Consider the following 15,043-nt stretch of genomic DNA (forward strand, 5'->3'; position numbering starts at 1 on the left):
CAAACTAGGCTGCTTTCCTATGATAATTGCGATTAGTGCGAGCGGCAATGAGAACTGCGGTGGGCGTAGTCTAGCTGCCGCACGCACTGCACGCACAGCTTAGCGCAAGCCCGCGCACCCTTTGCGCAGCACACACACGAGCCCCCCGCAGGGGCTATTGTAAAAAACAGGTTAGAATGCGAAATGCCGTTACTTCTTCTTGGACATCTCAGAGAGTCCTTCCAGACTGTCCTTGAAGCTGCCGAGCGGGTGCACCTCCCGCTCCACGGCGAAGTTTGTCGGTGAGTTGAAGAAGATCTCTCCCATCTCTTCTATCGTCTCAGTCTCCAGGACATAGCCAGCGGCGATGATGTCAAGGAAGGGACCACCCACTATCCTTCCCTTCTTTTGCAACTTCAGCTTGTATTCGAGGTCGGCCTTCGCGAGTCTCTCGAACTCCTTCTTGTCGCTGAGGACCCCATGGCTCATCCTTTCGACTACTAGAAATCGCATGCTGACTCTTCCTGTCGGTCAGGTATTAAGCATAACCGTGGATCTGCGGTTCTTGCTACTACTTGCTGGACTTGTATTCCTTCTCCAGTGCTGCCACATACTTGTCCCAGACCTCGTTGGTGCTCTGCATCTGTTCTTCGATGGAGGGGACCTTGGCGATGTCCTTCCACTTTTCCGTGAAAACCATGTCGAGCCTGGTCTTGCTCTCCCCCAGTTTCTTCAGGCGATATTCGCCAGTTTCGTCGTCCTCCTCCCCAAAATAGTCTAGATGCCATGACGTATGCGGCTTCAGTGTGACGATGTCCACAGCCACCTTCTCCCTTCCGTCGGCGCCTTCGTAGATCTGAACGTAGATCGTCCTCTTCCTTGTCTTCTCCACTATCCTCCTCTGACTCTTCGAGCCCGTGATTTGAGGGTCAGTATCACGGAAGTCGGTGCACCAGTCATACACATATCGCAGGGGAGCATTGATCGTCTTCGACACTCTGATAACGTCCATGTCTCTCGTTGCTATCGGTGGCGTATTTATTCGTGGTCCGATGAAGGTTCTCGAACTACCAACGAATTAGCGCCCAAATCCGACCATGATTTCGTCCGAAGGGCTCATTGCCCCTGTCGAGTCTTCAACTGATGAGTCTCAGACAGGTTGGCCGCAGGTGCCGCAGAACTTCTGCCCGGCGACCAAGGGCGAACCGCAGTTCTTGCACGCGGGTGAGGAGGGGCTGGGAGAAGGGGACTGCCTCAGGACGGGCGGGACCCCCGCAGCGACAGCCGTGAAGGGTGTCTGATACCTGACGAGATTCTCCCGGATGATCCCATAGGCCTTCTCGGCATCGGAGTTGGGAAGGTCGTCCAGCATCAGTGGCTCACCTCCGAGCCTGAGGGTGCATCTCAGACCCGAGCGCAGGACCCCCTTCTTCAGGACCACGTTGGCGACGTCCTGGTAGTTGTAGTCGGTATAGTCCTTTTTCAGGCCCAGGGCATGAGGGTGCCTGAGGATTATCCTCTCGTTGGTAATGACTATCGAGTCGATGTTGATCCTCGGGTGATAGATCTTCTCCTGAATGTAGAGCTGAATCTGCTCGTTCGGACCCAGGATGTTCTTCAGGTCATCAGGAGGCGACTCCACATAGCGCTCTGTTGAACAGTAGTATTTTACCAGTATCCAGCATTCATACGTATAGAGAATCGGGTTTCCGACCGCCAAGGAGGTCTTGAAACCTTGAGATGACCAGGGCTATCCAAAGATCGGGCGCCGACTGAACCCCGAGTCCCGGTCGGGGCACCCCGTTGCTCACCAGGGTGGGGTTCTAGTCGAAGCAGGGGACCTCACTTCATGGCCCTTCTTCTCATGAACGTGGACCCATACTTTTCGGAGATGAGCCCCAAAAGCTCCCCAGGGTGCTCTTGGACGACGTGACTCAGAAACTCTGAAGCTATCTCCCCGCTCTGGTTCGGTCCAGATTCGAATGCCCTGTCCGCAAGCTCCGCGCAAGTCTCACATTCGGGAATCGGCTTGAATTTTGAGATCTCCTTAAGGGCGGCTAGCTGCCTCTCAAAGTTCTTCCTGACTATCTCAAGCCTTTCCTCCGCCCCCAGGGTCTTCAACAGGTCAATCCTTTCCTCAGAGGTGAAGGTAGGGGAATAACCACACAGGTCAGCCAATTTGCCAGGCGTCTCCGCGCTAAGCAAGCGGTCGGTTATCTCGGAAGGGATGCCTGGGATCAGATTGACGAACTCCTCGATCTGGTCAAGCACGACCTGCATGGCTTTCGATTCCCCTGCGGAAGCATCATCGATTTCATTCACTTTGGTGAAGCGGATTCTCGCGTATGCCGTCTCCTCAAGGACCTTCTCGACACGCACCCTCCACAGCCCCTTCACGGACGCGTTCACTCCTCCCCTGACTATGGCTGTCTTTCGAACGTGGGCGAGAGTGCCTATCGAACCCGTGAAATCCTTTGAATCATACCTAGGCACTGCAACAATGAGTTGACGCTCCTTGGACGCCTGGAGCAGGGCCGTCATGTTCCTCTGGTCCCGGGAGGTTATGGAGACCTCTGTATGGGGAAAGATGACCACATCTTCTGCCTGTAGGGCGGGGGCTTCGTATTCATTCGTTGATGATTCTTCGGTCACAGCGTCTCACCTTGCTTCGGCAACCTAGTCTAGTGAGCGCGAATCGCCATTATTGATTCTTCCCTTTGTCCCTTGGTAGGATGCTGCTGAATCCTTTTCATGGTTCAAAGCACCCGTTGAACTCCTAGGTCAACGTGCATGGATTCATTGCTCCTCCTCCGGGGAATTCTTTACAAACCAGAGAAATTGAGACCCCGAAATCAACCTTTGTCCACTCCGACTGAGGCTCCCAAGGAATACGACACAGCCTACGCCTACAGGACCCTCTTCCTATTCGCCGGGCTCGTAATCACGATCCTCTACGTGGAGGGAATGCTCACGCCGTCTCTCCCTACCATCGCAGCCGAATTCGCAGTCAGTCCAGCCCAGGTCAGCCTAGTCCTGGCCCTCTATTCTGTCTCCGGAACAGCCCTCAACCCGATCGTCGGGAAGCTTGGAGACGTCTATGGAAAGAAGAAGATACTGACCTACGTGCTCCTTATCTATGCAGCTGCTGTCACTGTGACCGGATTCTCTCCGACCTTCGAGTTCATGCTCGCTTCGAGGACCGTTCAGGGGATCGGTCTGGCCATCTTCCCGCTCGTCTTCAGCCTGGTCAGGGAAGAGTTCCCCAGGGATATGGTCCCGAAGGCACAGGGGATAATTAGCGGAATGTTCGGGGTCGGCTTCGCCGTCTCCCTCCCCCTGGGAGCTCTCATCTCGAACGACTTCGGCTGGCGCACGACATACCACACCGCAGTTCCCTTCGTCCTGATTGGGACGGGTATGATCATCTGGAAGGTCAAGGAGTCGCACTACATCCGACCCAACCAGAAGATCGACTTCATCGGAGCCGCAATCCTCGGTGCGTCCCTAGTCATGTTCGTCCTCGCCCTAGCGGAGGGACCCAGCTGGGGATGGACTTCGTTCTCGACCCTAGGCCTACTTGCTGGGTCTCTGGTGATCCTCCCACCGCTCTTCCTCTTCGAACGTTGGTATTCATCGAAGGGAACCGAGGCCATATTGAACCTCAGGCTGCTGAGCATCAGGAACGTCCTCGCCTCAAATGTCCTGATCCTTGTGGCTAGCCTCGGAATGTTCCTGGCGTTCCAGGCCTACGTATACAAGTTCGAACTGTTCAGCCCGATCGGGTTCCACCTCGACATATTCAACACAGGCCTTTCTCTTTTCCCGCTCGCCGTCGCCTTCATCATTTTCGCTCCGCTGACCGGGATCATCGTGTCGAGGACGGGCATAAAGCGCGTAGCTGCCGTCGGAGCAATCCTGTCAGCGTTGGGCTTCTACTACACTACCTGGGCAACCACCTACTACCAATACCTAGGCGGCATGTTCGTCGCCGGGGCAGGGCTATCAATACTTCAGTCCTCAGTGATCAACCTACTCACCCTGACGGTGGAGCTTCGCGACATGGGCCTTGCCACCTCCCTGAACACCGTCTTCCGGAACCTGGGTGCGAGCCTAGGGGCCCCCATAGCTGGTTCGATTCTCAGCACTTACACGGCAGTCGTCGTCGTCTCGCAGGGGGGCAGGACCTTCCCCGCTTCCCTCCCGACACTGGCAGCCTTCCAATACGTCTTCTATCTGGCCGTCGTTGTCTTCGTCGCGATGCTAGTCATCATACCTTTGGCAAGGGAGGTGTTGGGGAAGTCCGCGATAATGGAGTCGACGGAGATGAAACCAGCCGAGAGGGAGGCCAGGGCCTCTCAGATGACGTCCAATCCTACTGCAGATCGCGCGCCGTAGTCTCCCCGATGCGAATCTTACTGAGAACCTATAAACCCGAGTAGCCAACTGACCCTGAGATAGGATGGCACTCGGAGACCCACTGCAAATCATAGTGGTTGGTATCATCGCTGTCATCATCTTCCTGTGGGGTCCTCAGAAGATCCCCGAAATGGCAAGGGCCCTTGGCAAAGCCAGGCGCGAGTTCGACTCAGCCTCCAAAGAAATGAACAACGCGATGGCTGGCACGGTCTCAAGCATCACGACACCCCAGGCGGGTCCAGCTACGGGCGACGAGGTCCTGGTGAGCACGGCCAGGACGCTTGGAATAAGCACTGAGGGCAAGACCAGGGAACAGATTTCACAGGAAATAGTGGCAAGAGCCAAGCCCCAAACGTAATAAGCCCACCACCGGGCGAGAACTACGTAAGAATGAGCCGAGAGGTCATGGGGCTTGGTGAGCACCTGAAGGAGCTGAGCGCTCGGCTCAAGAAGGTCTTCCTTGCCTTTGTGGTCGCTCTCATAATCCTCGTTTTCATTCCGGCCAACCCAGTCCAACAGTTCCAGCGCCTGGGAGACTACCTCACTCTTCAATTCCTCAACAACACAGTCATCGCAGCCTTCATCCACGCGGTCCACGACTACATCCTCCCTTCGGGATGGTCCCTGATAGCCGCAGGAGGCCTCGGGGAAGGGATGGAGATCTATTTCGTAGCCGCCCTGCTGCTTTCGGCCGTCATCACCATGCCGGTCGCAGCCTTTGAGCTGTACAAGTTCATCGACCCTGCCCTGAAGGAGAGCGAGAGGAAGTTGCTCTACCCCTTCGTAATCTCGACTTCGACCCTGTTCGCAGTCGGGGTCCTCTTCGGCTTCTTCGTCATAGCGAAGTTCCTGGTGATAGCGCTTGCGCCATTCCTCCAGGCCGCCAACATTTCGTTCCAAATCGACGGAGCCGCCTTCTACTATGTCGTCTTCCTCATAGTCGGAGCCACAGGCGTCTCCTTCACCTCTCCGGTCTTCGTCTACGCTCTCATCAGGCTCAGGGTGCTCGACCCGAACACATTTTCCCGGAACCGGGTCATAATCTGGTTCGCTGTCTGGGCAGTCACCGGCCTCTTCCTGACCCCCGACGGCGGCCCTCTCCTGGACCTGGTGATCTTCATCCCGGTAATAACCATGGTAGAAGCTGCGGTCTGGCTCGGGAGAAGAAGCCTCCCCAGGAACGAGGGGTCTGCAAAGGGACTACCGCCCAAGGCTCTGTGCAAGTACTGTGGTGCAGAGCTGTCCCCTGGCAGCCTCTTCTGTCGCAAGTGCGGCAGAAGTCCTGCCTAGGAAAACGGTTAAGGGCAGGCTGGATTATCCACCCAGCATGAGCGACACGCGGACCCTCGCTGTCATACCTGTGTTCGCAGCTCTGATAGTGGGTTCCGACCTCGTACTGGCCGGCATCCCCAACGTCAAGCTCGTCGACACGCTTGTCTTCGTTTCTGCCTACGTCTATGGATTCAGGGTGGGCGCTTCCGTCGGCATCCTTTCCGAATTCCTTTGGGCGTACCTTTCTCCCTGGGGGATGCCGGGCTACATCGCTCCTTTCCTGATCGCGGGGGAAGTCGTATACGCCTTGGCCGGGTTTCTTGCTGCCAAGTTCTGGAAAGGCAGCCCGGGGGTTCCGTCCGGAAAGAGCATATTCATCGGCAGCATCCTCGTGCTCTGCGCATTCTTCTGGGACCTGGAAACGAACCTCGCCACGGCGCTTGTCCAGTTTTGGCCGACCGTGACCCTCGCCCACGTCGCCGCAACCCTCGTGTCTGGGATACCGTTCATGCTTTCGCACGAGGTGAGCGACTTCATGTTCGGGATGGTCTTCGCGCCCGTGATCATTCTGCTCATCCCTCGTTTGATGGCGAGGACCCAGAGGATAGGCTTCGGCACGATTCGAGCGGAGGAAAGCAAGTGACCGCCAACAGGAACCTGTACAACCTGGCCGTGGCTGCCACGGCGGTGATAATCATAACCGCTACCTTCGGCGCCTATTACTACACGCAATATGCAGCAGCCACTTCAGACAACTCCACCCTGGCTGGCGAACTGAACAACGCAAATGCAAACTACACCCGGCTCGCGTCGAACTTCAACTCCCTGCTCCCCAGGTACAATGAAACGATCTCCCTCCTGTCGCGCGCCATCGCAGTCATGAACACCAGCGACCCGGCCTACGTGCAGGCCAGCCTGGAGCTGAGCGGCCTGTGGCAGGCGTACCTGACCCTGAAACCTGCCGCACCCTCGCTCCTGGTGAACAGCGTTCTCCTGGACTACGGCAACGGGACCCGCCTATGGCACAACAGCACCGCGGTCCAGGCGGGCTGGAACCTGTACGTCGAGACCGTCGTCCTGACCCACGGCAAGGTCACGGCCCAGTGGTACCCGCAGTACGGCGAACACTTCGTAACCGGAATCGGTGGAGTAATCGACACAACGTCGAAGTCCTGGTTCGTCTGGTCCTACACAAAGCCCTCCTGGCAATTGGCTCAGACTGGAGCGGACGGGGTCCTGGCCAGCGCTGGGTCGGTCCTCGCCTGGACCTACTGCGGCGTGGACCAGAGCTACAACCCTACCTGCACACCCTGAGACCCGAAGGTTGGTTCGGAATCGCGGCGAGGAGTGCGTTGATCCCAGGTCACGTCAGAAGGGTGATGGCCGCGCTGATGGCTCCGATGAGTGAAGTGTTCCTCTCGCCAGAGCCACAGATTACGATCGCATCTCCGTTTAGGGGTCGCAGTTCCCTCCTAACCTTCCGCCAGGCGTCGCTCGGGAAATCAGCTTCACAGTCCAGCGACGAGCCAGGAACCTGAAACTTCGAACCCCTGATCACATAGGTGCTCGCGCCCACAGCACCAGCCTTGATTGAAGCATCCCTCTGTTCAATGCCGCTCTTCACACCTTCCCCCGCCCCCCTGATCAACAGGGCGACCTGTTTGTCTCCCAAAGTCAGGCTAGTCTTGGTCAGTTCGATTGTCTTCGGGATCCTCTTCCTGAGCTCATCATAGGCCACCTTCCCTTTGCCTGTGAGTTGGCATCCCACTGGCCTGACTACGATGTACCCTCCGCTTCCCAGGCGTCTGATGACGGTCCTTACGGCCCCGTCTCCGAGACCCGATTCCTTCGCGAGCGCACCCCTTCCGATCGAGCCCACGTCGCCTATGGTCATCAGGACTGCCAGCACATGAGAAGGGCTGTAGGTGGGAGCGGGGCCAGGAGCTCTCGGAGAGCCCATTTCCAGGACCTCGGCTAGGGCGGGCATTCGTTCCAATGGCTGGCGGCATGCCATTTATCTCGTTTCTACCTCCCACAGACCCCGACCGCCACCCTCTTGTCTTACGCGAAAGAGCTGGCCGTCCTGATTTTTCATGCCTCATGAAGGAAACCTTCTTATTCAATCCTAGGCGGGGAACCTTTTGGTAGCAGAGGCGTGCCGAAGTTCAAGTCAACAGCTGAAGCTCTCAAGTTAGTCCACAACCGAGAGCAGATCCGCAACCTGGGGATCATCGCCCACGTGGACCACGGGAAGACCACCACTTCTGACAGCCTGCTGGCTGCATGCGGAATGCTAAGCCCGAGCGTGGCCGGCCAGGCTTTGGCCCTTGACTACATGGAGCTCGAACAGCAGCGACAGATGACAATCAAAGCAGCTAACGTGACCCTTTACTACGAATCAGGCGGGAAGCCCTACGTCATCAACCTCATCGACACCCCCGGCCACATAGACTTCACAGGCAAAGTGACCAGGAGTCTCAGGGCTGTCGACGGGGCCATCGTCGTCATCGATGCGGTCGAGGGCATCATGACCCAGACCGAGACGGTCACCCGACAGGCGCTTGAAGAGCGCGTACGGCCCGTCGTCTACATCAACAAGATCGACCGGCTGATCAAGGAGCTCCGCCTCTCACCTGAGAGGATGCAGGAATGGCTCTTCAACATCGTGAAGGAATTCAACAGGTTGATCGACACCTACGCAGAACCAGAGTACAAACAGAAATGGAAGGTCTCGATCCAGGACGCCCAGGTGGCCTTCGGCTCCTCGAAGGACAAGTGGGGCTTCAACTTCGACATGGCGAAGGCGGCTGGGATGTCATTCAAGGACATAATCGAGGCTTACTCGACCCAGTCGCTACAGGCTCTTGGCGAGAAGCTGCCCCTCCACGAGGCGCTCCTCGGAATGGTGGTAAGGCATCACCCGCCGCCACACGTAGCCCAGGCCTATCGCATCCCCAAGATCTGGAGTGCGGGGGATCTTACAAGCGACGTGGGAAAGGCGCTGCTCTCCTGCGACGAAAACGGGCCGACGGTAATGATGGTGACCAACGTCGTGGTCGACCCTGCCGCAGGCCTGGTGGCGACGGGCAGGCTCTTTTCAGGGAGCGTCTCCAACGGAGACCAGGTCTACCTCCTTAACTCAAAGAGAGAAGGGAAGATCCAGTCAGTCCAGATATTCATGGGATTCCAGAGGGAGATAGTCGACTCTCTGCCCGCAGGGAACATACCCGCGCTTCTGGGCCTCGACATCAGGTCCGGGGAGACAATCTCCAACCAGAAAGGCGTGGCGCCCTTCGAGTCCATACACTACGTCAGCGAACCTGTGGTCACCGTGGCGGTCGAAGCCAAGCATCCCAGGGACCTCCCGAAGCTCGTCGAAGTCATGCGCAGGCTGAACATAGAGGACCCCAACCTCGTCGTGACGATCAACCAGGAATCAGGAGAGACCCTGATGTCTGGCATGGGGGTCCTGCACCTGGAGATCGCGACTACGATGATCCAAAACGCCGGCCTCGAAATCATCACCTCGCCACCGATAATCAACTACAGGGAAACGATAAGGACCCAAGCAGGCCCGATAATGGCGCGCTCGCCGAACAGGCACAACAAGATCTTCGTCGAAGTCGAGCCGCTTACCCCCGACGTGGTCGAACTGGTCAGGAACGGCACTATCACCGAGAACATTGAGAAGAAGCTGGTCATCAAACTCCTTAGGGACCACGGCTGGGACCCGGACCAGGCAAGGAACTGGCAGGCCATCGACGAGAGGGGCAACATAATGACCGAGCTAACGAAGGGAGTCCAGTTCCTCCAGGAGTCCATGGACTCCATCCGGGCCGGCTTCGACGACATCATGAAGAACGGACCTCTGGCCTACGAGTTCACAAGGGGTGTCAAGGTCGTGCTGACGAACTACGTCCCCCACGAGGACGCAGCCCACAGGACCTATGCCCAGCTGATGCCCGCTTCAAGGAGGGCCATCCTCGGGGCGATGCTGTCGGCCAACCCGACACTCCTGGAGCCCATCCTCGGCATAGAAGTCAAGGGCCCCGCGGACCTCATTGGCGCCATAACGGGGGTCATCAGCGCGAAAAGAGGCAAGCTCGTCAAGATCGACCAGAGGGAAGTCATGACAATCGTCGAGGGCGAGATCCCGGCCTCCGAGACCTTCGACCTGAGCGAGAAGATGAGGGGCGCCACAGCTGGCAAGGCCGTGTGGAACACCCACTTCAAGACCTGGCAGGCAGTCCCCACCAACATGCTCTGGGGCCTGGTGACCGAGATCCGGAAGCGCAAGGGGCTCCCGCCAGACCCGCCGAAGGCGGAAGAGTTCATCGACAGGGAGTAGGCGCCCTTGTCGGACGATGACGCCGTCTACCGGAGGAGCGTCAGGAACACCCTGCTTGTCCTAGCCGTAGTCCTCATGGCTCTAGTCGCCGCTTTCATAGCCTCGCCCTACCTGACCCCCAACCAGGAGAGACTCCAGACCTCGGGGTCAGCGGCCTCACCCTATGGTTTCTCACTTAACCTGAACATGAACGCTACCCGCCTTTCTTCTGCTGAACGTCTCAACATAACGATCTGGTTGGACAGCACCTCTTCCCAGATTCAGAACGTCACCGCTCTCGACAGCTGGGCCGTAAGCAGAAGCGCCCTGTGGGTGAATCCCTGCTTGTCCGCAAACCTGTGGTGGCCGATCGGCATGGGAGTGATGAAGGGATTCGAAACTGAATCGAACTTCTCCTCGGGGGAGTTCGTTCTGGGACCACAAGAGTTCCTCGGGTGCCTGCCAATAACGAACTCTACCAACGGCACCATCGAGGGCCCTGCCCACTACTTCGTCCTCGAGCCGCACAGTTCGAAGGCAATAGTGGACCTGAACAACAATTTCGAGTTCTGGCCCATCAGGACGACCTTCCTAATCGGCAGCGACTCCTTGGCCCCCGGCCAGCACCTTGCTGGCTTCTACACGGCCATCGGGGCCGACGAGTGGGGCGACCTGGTCATCCTCCACTTCCGTGTCCCCTGACCGGCTCGACTTATCTAACCGGGGTTCGCTAGCTTTCGTCTCCCATGAAAGTCGATGCAACCCTGATGCACAGGCTCTTCTATCCGCAGGTCCCCGCTATTTTCTGCGCGCAGCACGGCGGAAGGGTCTCAGCGATGCCCGTGGTGTCTTACGCCTGGGTTTCAGGTCGTCCGCCCCTGGTGGCTGTAGGGTGCAACCCAGCGAGCTTCACCTTCAAGCTTGCTGTCAAGGCTCGGGCATTCTCCCTTTGTCTGGTCGACCGCAGGTATGTCGAGGCGGTTGAGCGACTGGCGACCGAAAGCGGAAAGGGAGCGAAGGACAAGATCGCCGACGCCGGTCTCGGTCATCGGAAGGCACCAACCGTGGATGCCCCCATCATCAACGAGGCAGTGGCGACTCTGGAATGCGAACTCGATTCCAAGAGAAAGTTGGGGGACCACGTACTCCTCATCGGCCTCGTCAAGGCCTCCTACGCCTCTGAGAACTTCTCGGACTTCTGGGACTTCGAGCGCTATAGGCCAATTCTCTACACGGGATGGAAGAAGGGCCTCTCGACCTACCCGACACACTAGGCCTAGGACCTTGCGACGTCCTTGCCTCGGCTAGTCCTTCTCAGAGACGAACCTCGGGGCGAGGCTGCCCGTCCCGTTCATCTTCGCGAGGTTCAGGACGACGGGGGTCATCCGCTCGACCGACCCCGCCTCTGACAGGGGGCCAGCGTGCAGTGGCCTCAGGTTGGGGATGCTCCTGACAAGGGACGCCGCTTCGTCGAACGTCTGGGGACTGTCCGCCGCGATGAGCACGTCCAACCTGACCATCTCCTCGCGTCTGAAGAACGCGACCGGAATGTTGTTGAACGCCGTTGCCACCCGGCTCTTCGATAACTTTGCCGCGAGCTCCTGGGCAGCAGACCCGCCTTCCAGCCCGAAGACGAGGACGCCTCCCTCCACCCTTATCGGGTTGATGATCGAAATCACAACCTTGCCCGCTAGGGGACTCGCCAGCGGGGTGACCGAGCCGATCGCCGAGTAGGGCAGAGCGGCGATCGCCACTTCGCATTCCGCGGCTGCTGTCAGGTAGTCGGCCCCCGTCGCCCCAGAGACCCTTGCCGCCGCTGCCCTTGCTTTGGCGGGGTCCCTCGACGCGATTAGGATCGAGTGGCTCTTCGAAAGCTGCTCCGCCAGCCCCATTCCTATTTTGCCCGTCCCGCCGAATATCGCTACCTTCACTCTTCCAGCCTCATCTGCTGTTTCGTCGTCTGCGCCTTTGTAAACTTCGTGTCCATCATCTCCTTGATCTTCTCCGCTCTCTTCCATCCTATCCCCTGGGTAAGGGCGAACTCCCCCGCCGTCAGGCTCAACACCCTCCTGGGTGTCCCATACTTCATCAGGAGCCTCTCGGCCAGCTTCCTCCCGATCCCAGGGATGGAGGAGACAACGTAGACCTGCTGCTGAGGCACGCTCTTGGATTTCGGAGGATTCTCGGAGGGCATCCGGACGAGGGGCTTGGCCCTGGCATGGTTCAGGAGTTCGGCTATGGCGATGGCCGTTTCCTTGACGTTGGCAGTGTATAGGACTCTCAGCCCATAGGCAAGGGTCACGTTGGCGATCGCCCCGTAGAACGATTTCAAGTTCTTCGCAAGCTTCTCCACCTCGGTGGAGTCCCCCTCGACAAGCAGGTACGGCTTGGCGTAGGAGGCAGAAATCCGCGCCGCCTGGTAGAAGAGCCGCGAATCATAGACCGACGAGACCAGGTCGCGTACCGACTTCCTCTCCACCGCTATCTCGGGGTTGAGCACGTAGTCGGCTACGGGGAGCCTGCTGAAGTACACCCTGACGTTGAGTTTCGACAGTTCGTCCGGAACCCCGCTCGCCTTCTCCCTCTCGTCAGCGACGACCCGCGTGGGGATCATAGCATGTACGCCGGAAGCACGAAATAAAAGGTGTAGACCGCGAGCACGAACAGGACCACGGCCGCCAGAGCCACGACCCTGTCGATCCACCTTGCCTTGTACTCTGTGAGGGAGGTCGGTCTGGGCACGGCGCCGTAGGCTCTGGACTCCATGGCCTCAGCCAACTCCCCGCTCCTGACCACGGAATTCACTACCAGGGGTATCAGTATCGGTATCATGTTCCTGACCCGTCTCAGGACGTTCCCCTTTTCCAGTTCGAGCCCCCTCGATTTCTGGGCGTCCATGATCTGCAGCGTGTCCAGCATCATTACCGGGATGAACCTCACGGCCGTCACGAAGGCGAAGACCACGTCCCGCGGCAGCCTGAACGTCTTCATGACCTGCTCAAGCTCGTCGGGAGACGTAGCGATGAAGAAAAGGCTCGTAGAGACGACGATCGCCACGAACCTGGTCGCGTAGAGCGCCGAGGTCTCGAGGTTGTGAGTGACCAAGAGGTTGATGGCGAAGATGAAGGCGGAGAAGGTCGCAGTCAGGACCATCGTCCGAGCAACCCTCCTCAGAACGGTAGCCACCGCCGCTACCCCGACCATGAACAGGAGCACGATGGCAAGCTGGAAGACCGACCTTACCAGCAGAGTCGTGACGAACATCAGCCCCGAGATCAACAGCTTGACCCGTGGGTCCAGCCTATGGTAGACAGAAGTCCCCCTTCGGAAGATGAAGCCCCCGCTAAGCCACATCATCCTACTGCCTTCCTCCCTCCACCCATCGCCTCCCCTCCAATGCGTCCACGAACGGGGCCATCGGCCTCGAGGCAAGCGCCTGGTAGAACGTAACCAGCTGAGGCTGCGCGACACGGGCAGACTCGAGAAGCTCCCTGTCCGACATCACCTGCGGGGACGGCCCGTCCGCCACAATCCTCCCAGACTTCATGACCACCAGCCTCGGCTGCAGGGGCCAGATGAACTCGATATCGTGAGACACGACGACAACTGTCTTGCCCGTGGAGGCCAGCATCCTGATGGTCCCCGTAAGCCGCTCCTTCTGAATCGCGTCCTGCCCCACCGTGGGCTCGTCGAGTATCACCACCGCTGGGTCCCAGGCCAGGATGCAGGCAAGGGTGAGTCGCTTCTTCTCCCCGCCGCTGAGGACCAGGGGGGATGACTCCCTGTACTCCTCGAGCCCGAAGAGCCGCAGGCCCCAGGCGACCCTCTGCTCGACCAGATCCGGGGAAAACCCGAAGTTCCGGAGGGCGAAGGCCATCTCCTCCCCGACGCTCTCAGAGAAGAGCTGGTGGTCCGGGTTCTGGAATGCCACGCCCACCTTCCTCGAAATCGTCGCGGTGCTGGTCTCCCTCGTGTCGACCCCGTCCACCAGGACGGTCCCGGAGCTGGGTTTCAGCAGGCCCGTGGCATGCTTGACGAGCGTGGTCTTCCCCGCCCCGTTCTCCCCAACTATGGCCACGACCTCTCCCCTATCTATCCTAAGACTGACTTTGTCCAGCGCCATCACCCCGTTGTCGTGGATGAACGTCACGTCCCTGAACTCGATCATTTCATCCAGCCTCCGACCTCAAGGGCGAGCTCCTCAGGGTCGAGCAGGGAGTCCGTCTTCCCCAGGCCGTCTTTGGCCAGCATCTTCTGCAGCTGGGTGACAGCAGGGACCGCCACTCCGTACCCCTCCGCCTCCTCACCGAAGAGCACCTCGCGGGGGGTGCCGTCCAGCACCTTCGCCCCCTGGTTCATCACCACCATCCTATCTGCGACCTTGACCAGGAGGTCGAGCCTGTGCTCCACCACCAGGAATGTGGTGCCCAGCTCCTTCCTCAGCCTTCCCACCAGGTCAACGAGCTCCATGGCGGTCTTGGGGTCGAGCAGGGAGGTCGGCTCGTCGAGGATGATCAACTTGGGCCTCATGGCGAGCACCCCCGCGAGGGCCACCCTCTGCTTCTGCCCGTCGGAAAGCTCGTGGGGGGCTCTCTGTGAAAGCGCCTCTATCCCAAGTAGACCAATGGCCTCGTCCACCCTCTTCCTCATCTCAGGGCGCGGGACCCCCAGGTTCTCCAGCCCGAAGGCAATGTCTCTCTCCACTGTGAACATGAAAATCTGGTTCTCCGGGTTCTGAAAGAGGAACCCGACGGTCTGGGCGAGCTCCCTCATCGTCGAGCCTTTGACGCTTCTGCCCGCGACCGTCACGTCTCCCGAATACTCTCCGCTGTACATGTGGGGTATCAGCCCGTTCATCGCCCTCAGAAGCGTCGACTTTCCGCACCCCGAAGGACCCGCCAGCACCACTATCTCCCCCTCACCGACCGTCAGGTCGAAGTCGACAACAGCCTTCCGCGGCGCGTCGGGGTAGCGGAAGTTCAGTTTCTGTGAAACGAGTATGTTCTCCAAATCCTATCGCACCGGTGCCTCGCTGGCCCGCGAACTCAG

The 15,043-nt window shown here is 58.7% G+C and carries 17 protein-coding genes and 1 pseudogene; 8 read left to right on the top strand and 10 right to left on the bottom strand.

The annotated features are described in order from the left end of the window. Window positions 1-189: 189 nt before the first annotated feature. The 4 genes from OK438_05790 to OK438_05805 all read right to left on the bottom strand — a co-directional run bounded on the left by OK438_05790 (window position 190) and on the right by OK438_05805 (window position 2,631). On the bottom strand, window positions 190-492 hold the full coding sequence (locus OK438_05790; protein ID MDA4124944.1) for a hypothetical protein: 303 nt from the start codon (window positions 490-492) through the stop codon (window positions 190-192). A gap of 58 nt (window positions 493-550) precedes the next feature. Then, window positions 551-991: an SRPBCC family protein gene (locus tag OK438_05795; GenBank protein ID MDA4124945.1), complete on the bottom strand. Its 441-nt coding sequence runs from the start codon at window positions 989-991 to the stop codon at window positions 551-553. A gap of 138 nt (window positions 992-1,129) precedes the next feature. Beyond that, window positions 1,130-1,621, bottom strand: a complete 492-nt coding sequence (locus OK438_05800) for a PH domain-containing protein (protein MDA4124946.1) — start codon at window positions 1,619-1,621, stop codon at window positions 1,130-1,132. Between the two features lie 200 nt (window positions 1,622-1,821). Beyond that, a complete protein-coding gene (locus OK438_05805; protein MDA4124947.1) occupies window positions 1,822-2,631 on the bottom strand; it encodes an LON peptidase substrate-binding domain-containing protein in 810 nt (269 codons plus the stop codon). 207 nt (window positions 2,632-2,838) lie between these two features. On the opposite strand from OK438_05805, the gene OK438_05810 reads away from it, so the two are divergent. From OK438_05810 to OK438_05830, 5 genes are all read left to right on the top strand, one after another. Further along, entirely contained in the window at window positions 2,839-4,374 is a 1,536-nt protein-coding gene (locus OK438_05810) for an MFS transporter (GenBank protein MDA4124948.1), read from the top strand. Window positions 4,375-4,438: 64 nt separating this feature from the next. Continuing rightward, complete coding sequence (locus tag OK438_05815; GenBank protein ID MDA4124949.1) at window positions 4,439-4,753, top strand: twin-arginine translocase TatA/TatE family subunit; 315 nt, start codon at window positions 4,439-4,441, stop codon at window positions 4,751-4,753. Window positions 4,754-4,785: 32 nt separating this feature from the next. After that, window positions 4,786-5,685: a twin-arginine translocase subunit TatC gene (locus OK438_05820; protein ID MDA4124950.1), complete on the top strand. Its 900-nt coding sequence runs from the start codon at window positions 4,786-4,788 to the stop codon at window positions 5,683-5,685. Window positions 5,686-5,722: 37 nt separating this feature from the next. Beyond that, window positions 5,723-6,310: a hypothetical protein gene (locus OK438_05825; GenBank protein MDA4124951.1), complete on the top strand. Its 588-nt coding sequence runs from the start codon at window positions 5,723-5,725 to the stop codon at window positions 6,308-6,310. Beyond that, window positions 6,307-6,981 (top strand): hypothetical protein, encoded by a 675-nt coding sequence (locus tag OK438_05830; protein MDA4124952.1) that lies wholly within the window; start codon window positions 6,307-6,309, stop codon window positions 6,979-6,981. The genes OK438_05825 and OK438_05830 overlap by 4 nt, the downstream gene beginning before the upstream one ends. 49 nt (window positions 6,982-7,030) lie before the next feature. Here the strand turns inward: OK438_05830 and OK438_05835 are convergent, their stop codons facing one another. Further along, window positions 7,031-7,654 (bottom strand): MarR family winged helix-turn-helix transcriptional regulator, encoded by a 624-nt coding sequence (locus OK438_05835; GenBank protein MDA4124953.1) that lies wholly within the window; start codon window positions 7,652-7,654, stop codon window positions 7,031-7,033. A gap of 168 nt (window positions 7,655-7,822) precedes the next feature. Here OK438_05835 and OK438_05840 point away from each other — a divergent pair, with 168 nt between their 5' ends. The 3 genes from OK438_05840 to OK438_05850 are packed head-to-tail and all read left to right on the top strand — an operon-like array spanning window position 7,823 to window position 11,268. Beyond that, window positions 7,823-10,015, top strand: a complete 2,193-nt coding sequence (locus OK438_05840) for an elongation factor EF-2 (protein MDA4124954.1) — start codon at window positions 7,823-7,825, stop codon at window positions 10,013-10,015. Window positions 10,016-10,021: 6 nt separating this feature from the next. Then, complete coding sequence (locus OK438_05845) at window positions 10,022-10,696, top strand: hypothetical protein (GenBank protein MDA4124955.1); 675 nt, start codon at window positions 10,022-10,024, stop codon at window positions 10,694-10,696. Between the two features lie 44 nt (window positions 10,697-10,740). Continuing rightward, on the top strand, window positions 10,741-11,268 hold the full coding sequence (locus OK438_05850; GenBank protein MDA4124956.1) for a flavin reductase family protein: 528 nt from the start codon (window positions 10,741-10,743) through the stop codon (window positions 11,266-11,268). 30 nt (window positions 11,269-11,298) lie between these two features. On the opposite strand, the gene OK438_05855 is transcribed toward OK438_05850, so the two are convergent. The 5 genes and pseudogenes from OK438_05855 to OK438_05875 form a co-directional block, all read right to left on the bottom strand. After that, window positions 11,299-11,925, bottom strand: a complete 627-nt coding sequence (locus OK438_05855) for an NAD(P)-binding domain-containing protein (GenBank protein MDA4124957.1) — start codon at window positions 11,923-11,925, stop codon at window positions 11,299-11,301. After that, window positions 11,922-12,608: a helix-hairpin-helix domain-containing protein gene (locus tag OK438_05860; GenBank protein ID MDA4124958.1), complete on the bottom strand. Its 687-nt coding sequence runs from the start codon at window positions 12,606-12,608 to the stop codon at window positions 11,922-11,924. The genes OK438_05855 and OK438_05860 overlap by 4 nt, the downstream gene beginning before the upstream one ends. Then, window positions 12,605-13,351: an energy-coupling factor transporter transmembrane protein EcfT gene (locus OK438_05865; protein ID MDA4124959.1), complete on the bottom strand. Its 747-nt coding sequence runs from the start codon at window positions 13,349-13,351 to the stop codon at window positions 12,605-12,607. Before OK438_05865 ends, OK438_05860 begins: the two co-directional genes overlap by 4 nt. A 1-nt stretch (window position 13,352) precedes the next feature. Then, window positions 13,353-14,111 (bottom strand): annotated as a pseudogene (locus tag OK438_05870) (energy-coupling factor ABC transporter ATP-binding protein). Between the two features lie 47 nt (window positions 14,112-14,158). Beyond that, window positions 14,159-15,004 (bottom strand): ATP-binding cassette domain-containing protein, encoded by an 846-nt coding sequence (locus OK438_05875; protein MDA4124960.1) that lies wholly within the window; start codon window positions 15,002-15,004, stop codon window positions 14,159-14,161. Between the last annotated feature and the right edge of the window lie 39 nt (window positions 15,005-15,043).

This window comes from Nitrososphaerota archaeon (genome assembly GCA_027887005.1).
In the GTDB taxonomy this organism is placed as follows: domain Archaea; phylum Thermoproteota; class Nitrososphaeria; order Nitrososphaerales; family Gagatemarchaeaceae; genus UBA183.